Annotated in this window: 2 protein-coding genes and 1 tRNA gene; 1 reads left to right on the top strand and 2 read right to left on the bottom strand. The window is 36.8% G+C overall.

Annotation, left to right across the window (positions count from 1 at the left end; translation table 11 throughout):
- The first annotated feature begins 48 nt into the window (after positions 1 to 48).
- Entirely contained in the window at positions 49 to 381 is a 333-nt protein-coding gene (locus F6K13_RS31610) for a DUF2288 domain-containing protein (protein WP_124146511.1), read from the top strand.
- Here F6K13_RS31610 and F6K13_RS31605 read toward each other — a convergent pair.
- Positions 342 to 932: a YdcF family protein gene (locus F6K13_RS31605; RefSeq protein ID WP_124146525.1), complete on the bottom strand. Its 591-nt coding sequence runs from the start codon at positions 930 to 932 to the stop codon at positions 342 to 344. The genes F6K13_RS31610 and F6K13_RS31605 overlap by 40 nt on opposite strands.
- 380 nt (positions 933 to 1,312) lie before the next feature.
- Positions 1,313 to 1,386: transfer RNA gene (locus F6K13_RS31600), tRNA-Pro, on the bottom strand.
- Between the last annotated feature and the right edge of the window lie 393 nt (positions 1,387 to 1,779).

The following is a 1,779-nucleotide window of genomic DNA, read 5'->3' as shown; positions in this document are numbered from 1 at the left end:
TAACAAAATGCACGATTTAGGACGTTAAGATATTTAGTTAAAAAACAAATGCAGGATATTAGAGAACAATTGGCCGAAAACTTGGATGTAGCTGAATGGAATTGGTTAGTACCCCATGTAAAACGTGATGCTGTAGTAATTGTCGGCCAAAATTTAGATATATTAGATGTAGGAGTAGCGATCGCTTCTGATAATACATCTTCTGTGCAAGACTGGATTAGCCGAGAACTTATTTATAAGCCCTCAGCCGAACAATTGTCAATTTGGAATAGTAATGATAGTAAAAAATTTAATGCTTTGATAGTACAACCTTTTGTTTTAGTACAAGAATCTGATGCTACTCAAGAAGATAATGGAGCTACCAGTCCTGCACCAGTATAACCAGTAGTCACCCATAAAATTGCTCTAATGCCATCTCTAATAACTTTTTCAATGGGTTCGGGCGATCGCCCAGAAGGTACAGGCATTGGCTTAAAATTAATGCCCCTACTACCCAAAACAATTTCCCCGATAACTTGGGCACGAAGCATATGGTCATCAGAAGTAACTAAATAAACACTTGTGATACCGTGGGATTTTAACTTATCTACCATTGTTGTAAAATTAGTTACAGTATCTACGGCATCGTAATCTAAATGTAAGCGAGTTTGCGAAATACCACTCCTAGAAAATAACCAGTCGGCATATTCTGGGTTAGTGCCAGAAGACACCCAAATATCTAGCTGCGGATGTTGACGAGCAAATTCTGCAGCAAAAACTTCTCTCTCTATCGCCCCACCAAGTACAAATAAAGCTTGAGGTGTTTCTAAACTACCTGCAAACTGTTGATAACTAATCCAAAAAGTTAATATAAGTCCTAGTAGAAACCAGAAAATGCGGGAAATCTTCAATTCTTTGTATAATTTTTTACTTGAAATAACCCTCAACACCATATCTTTCACATAAAAAACCATCTGTAGTGTTACAGATGGAATTAGATTCTATCAAATAAATATTCAGATAGTATTATTTACCATCCGGAGTAGACAATTATGGCGTTACGCGTAAGTCAGAACTCAGAAGTTAGAAGTCAGAAGGCGCAAATTAATCCCTGGCTGAGTTTGAGTGTTTATAATTGCGCTAACCTATTTCCATAGTGCTATACAAAAGATTTTTTGAATAAATAACAATTTCTGGTGTTCGTGAATTTAGCTATGATTTTTTTGCTGAGGGGTTAGGGAATAGGTAGAGGCGTTGCATGGAACAGCAGCCTATTCAAGGCCAAAAATACATTATAGGAGAGTTTTGGACTTCTCTATAATATTAATTAAAATCGGAGCGGCGGGATTTGAACCCACGACCCCCACTACCCCAAAGTGGTGCGCTACCAAGCTGCGCTACGCCCCGACAACCATTAATATACTATAACATCATATTACACTTTTGCAATTAATTATTATATTTTGAGAAAGATATTTTTTATACATTTATGATAGTTATAGCAGTCGAAGAAAAGGCCGCAGACATATCAAAAGCCTAAAACTCAGATAACGCAAGATTTTTCTATCTTTCCCCTTACCGAATAATTAAGGTTTAAAGCCTCTCCTTTAAAGGAGAAACAAGAAAAAATTTTCCTTTGAGTCAATCCTATCCGTTTTCAAGGAGAGGTAATATCAAATCCGGTAGCATCGGAGTAATTAAACCTGAATTTTCGGCCACCAATGGTACTGGGTTATAGCCTTGATTGCAAATTGCTGTGTTAAAAGAACTTGACAACGCTCAAACAGAATTTCTTCTAAC

This window comes from Okeania sp. SIO2B9 (genome assembly GCF_010672505.1).
Taxonomy (GTDB): Bacteria; Cyanobacteriota; Cyanobacteriia; order Cyanobacteriales; family Microcoleaceae; genus Okeania; species Okeania hirsuta.
The sequence above is the reverse complement of the archived record's forward strand: the minus strand, read 5'-3'. Positions and strand labels throughout refer to the sequence as shown.

Excerpts from the sequence above, each read along its gene's own strand:
- F6K13_RS31610 (WP_124146511.1), top strand. The coding sequence starts at position 49 with ATGCAGGATATTAGAGAACAATTGGCCGAAAACTTGGATGTAGCTGAA.
- F6K13_RS31605 (WP_124146525.1), bottom strand. The coding sequence starts at position 932 with ATGGTGTTGAGGGTTATTTCAAGTAAAAAATTATACAAAGAATTGAAG.